The 2,519-nt window shown below is 36.0% G+C and carries 3 protein-coding genes; all 3 read left to right on the plus strand.

Features of this window, described 5'->3' with window-relative positions; translation table 11 throughout:
• The first annotated feature begins 188 nt into the window (after positions 1-188).
• The 3 genes from AKK44_RS08440 to AKK44_RS08450 all read left to right on the plus strand — a co-directional run bounded on the left by AKK44_RS08440 (position 189) and on the right by AKK44_RS08450 (position 2,489).
• The gene (locus AKK44_RS08440; protein WP_054279301.1) at positions 189-935 is read left to right on the plus strand and encodes a LexA family transcriptional regulator; all 747 of its coding nucleotides are present in this window, start codon (positions 189-191) and stop codon (positions 933-935) included.
• Between the two features lie 38 nt (positions 936-973).
• Positions 974-2,101 (plus strand): tyrosine-type recombinase/integrase, encoded by a 1,128-nt coding sequence (locus AKK44_RS08445; RefSeq protein ID WP_054279302.1) that lies wholly within the window; start codon positions 974-976, stop codon positions 2,099-2,101.
• Positions 2,102-2,189: 88 nt separating this feature from the next.
• Positions 2,190-2,489 carry a YbaB/EbfC family nucleoid-associated protein gene (locus tag AKK44_RS08450; protein WP_037595529.1) on the plus strand — a complete coding sequence of 100 codons (300 nt, stop codon included), beginning with the start codon at positions 2,190-2,192 and terminating at the stop codon, positions 2,487-2,489.
• Positions 2,490-2,519 lie beyond the last annotated feature (30 nt).

Below are 2,519 nucleotides of genomic sequence, written 5' to 3' on the forward strand. Positions count from 1 at the left end.
CTTTTGGGGTGCAGTTCACTCCCTCGTGGGAGTTTTTTTATTTTGCTTAATTCCTTAAGCTTGATTATAGTTTAACACGGTTTAACCGTGTTGTCAACACGAAATGATTATTTTTTTTATTTTTTAAAATATTTTTTGACAAAAGCACGGTTTATCCGTTATAATACAATTAGAAATGAGGTGTTTTTATGAGCGGGTCGCTCGGAAATAAAAAAGTAATGGCTTCCAATATAAGAAGATATCTAGAAAAAAAGAACATGAACCCTAAAGAGTTTTCAAGAGCAATGAATTTTAAATATAGCACGGTATTAGATTGGGTGAACGCCAAAACCTATCCAAGGATTGACAAAATCGAATTAATGGCTAACTATTTCGATATTGAAAAATCAGATTTAGTAGAAGTGTACTCTCGCGAAAACATTCCTGCCCCATCTAACATCGTGGTCAAATTAGACAAAGAACTTAAAGAACCTCGTCGCAGTGATTGGATAAAACATGGGGAAAATCTTCTATCTGAGCAAACTAAAGAAAAACAGAAAAACAACAAAATTATCCGCTTATTCCCCTACGACTACTACGACCAAGCTTTGTCTGCTGGTACTGGTCAATATTTAAACGATGTCAGAGTAGAAACTATTGAGTTGCCAGTTAACTACGACGCTGATTTTGTCGTACCAGTTTACGGTAATTCTATGGAACCAGAATATCACTCTGGAGATTACGTGTTTGTAAAGCTATCTATAGACCTCTCAGATGGCGATATAGGCGTGTTTGAGTACTACGGCGACGCTTATATCAAACAGTTGCTTATAAACGACGAGGGAGCGTTTCTGCATAGTTTTAATCAGTGTGGAGATTATCCAGATATGCCTATCGATAGAGATAGCGATTTTCGCATCATAGGAGAAGTCGTTGGGAGTTACAGGGAGAGTTGATATGAAAAAAATACTTGCTCTGGTTAGGAGGTGATAATATGTGGGTTGAAGCTCTCGAAAATGGCAAATATCGCTTCGCAGAGCGATATAAAGACCCTTATACTGAAAAAAACAAAAAAATTTCAATTGTACTAGAGTCTAACAGTAGACAATCTCAAAATAAAGCCATGCGATTACTTAATCAGATGATTGATGAGCGTCTAAGTGTTAAGAACTATGATTATCTTACTTTTGGTAAATTGGTTGATGAGTGGAAAGAGTCTCATTCAAAAACAGTCAAAGCCAGAACAATGCACGTCTACAAGAACCCTATCAAAAAGATTCAAGATTTCATCAAAGAAGATGTGTTAGTTAAGAATATTGATGTCAAACTCTTACAAGCTTTTGTAGATAGCTTGAAAGGTAAGTACGCTGATAACACCATCAATTTAACATTGCAGCCACTCAATATGATTCTAGAATATGCTGTCAGACTAGATTATATTTCTAGCAATCCTTTTCAAAAAGTGGTCGTACCTAAAAGAAAAAAAGCCAACAAAAAAGAGCTTCAAGAAAAATATATGCAGAGCGATAAGTTTAGAAATATCATCACAGAGATGAGGACCTATGAAGCAAGCTCGCACATTGCGAATTTTACAGAAGTTATCTATCTAACTGGTATGCGACCCGGAGAACTTCTTGCGCTTCGATGGTGTGACATTGATTTTGAAACAAAAAAAATACGCATACAGCATACATTAGACTACTCTGTCAATGGTCATGCACGTGCTGCAATCGGTAGTGCAAAAACTGATGGATCTGAGAGAACTATAGATGCCCCTGACAAAGTAATCGATATGTTTATTGAAGAACTAAATTATCAAAGATTAGAACGTCTTGAAAATGAATTTGTATTTGTCAGTAGAAACGGAAATCATCTATCTATTAATACTATTAATAGACGAATTAAAAAAGCCACTGAAAAACTATATGGCTTCACAGTGACAAGTCACACCTTTCGACACGCTCATGTCACTTTGTTAGCAGAGATGGGAATCCCGTTAAAAGCAATCATGGATAGAGTAGGACATGCTGATGTCAACACCACAATCAAAATTTATACTCATACTACCGAAAAAATGGGAAAAGAACTATTGCAAAAACTAAACGCTCTTGATAAAATATAAAAAAGTTGCCCCATAACTGCCCCATAAAGCAATTTATGGAGGTGCTTAATCATCTAAAACACTTATAAATAAAGGAGATTGACTAACTATGATGAATATGCAAAATATGATGAAGCAGGCTCAAAAGCTTCAAAAACAAATGGAACAAAAGCAAGCTGAATTAGCTGCGATGCAATTTACTGGAAAATCTGCCCAAGAATTGGTTACTGCTACTTTTACAGGTGATAAAACTGTTGTTTCTATAGCTTTCAAAGAGGCTGTTGTGGATCCTGAGGACCTCGAAACACTCTCAGACATGACTGCTCAAGCCATTAACGATGCCCTCCAGCAAATTGATGAAGCAACTAAAAAAACCATGGGTGCTTTTGCTGGTAAATTACCATTTTAAACCTAAAAAAGAGGCTCATTGTCAACTGTA

The sequence above is a fragment of the Streptococcus phocae genome, from assembly GCF_001302265.1.
Classification (GTDB): Bacteria; Bacillota; Bacilli; order Lactobacillales; family Streptococcaceae; genus Streptococcus; species Streptococcus phocae.